This is a genomic window from Teichococcus aerofrigidensis, from assembly GCF_054073225.1.
On the sequence record NZ_JBSXMU010000306.1, the window covers coordinates 1 to 338 of the forward strand.

Genomic DNA, 338 nt, shown 5'->3' on the forward strand with positions numbered 1-338 from the left:
GCCTGGGCCAGGGCGACGCGCCGCATGGCGGGCGCCAGCACCGCGGGCGGCGCATCCGGCGGCGGCAGGCCGGCGGCCCGCCGGAAGGCCGCCATGCTGCAGCCGCCGGCCAGGCTGGCCGGCTCCGGCAGGGGCCCCAGCCCGCGCAGCTGCCCGACGCCCCCGGCTTCGTCCCAGACCAGCAGGCGCAGGTCGTGGCGATGGCTGCCGGGCGGCACGACATAGCCCAGCACCTCGCCCGGACTGGCCGCCAGCAGCCCGGACAGCCAGCCCAGCCCCGCCTCCAGCAGACCGGGCAGGGGCGGCAGGCTGGCGGAGGCCGGGGCGGATGTGACCTT

At 80.2% G+C, this 338-nt stretch carries 1 protein-coding gene; it reads right to left on the bottom strand.

The genetic code is table 11. The features are described 5' to 3' along the window. Window positions 1–338 (bottom strand): hypothetical protein (locus ACVMLK_RS21375; RefSeq protein WP_457487590.1); only part of this gene is annotated, 338 nt, incomplete at both ends.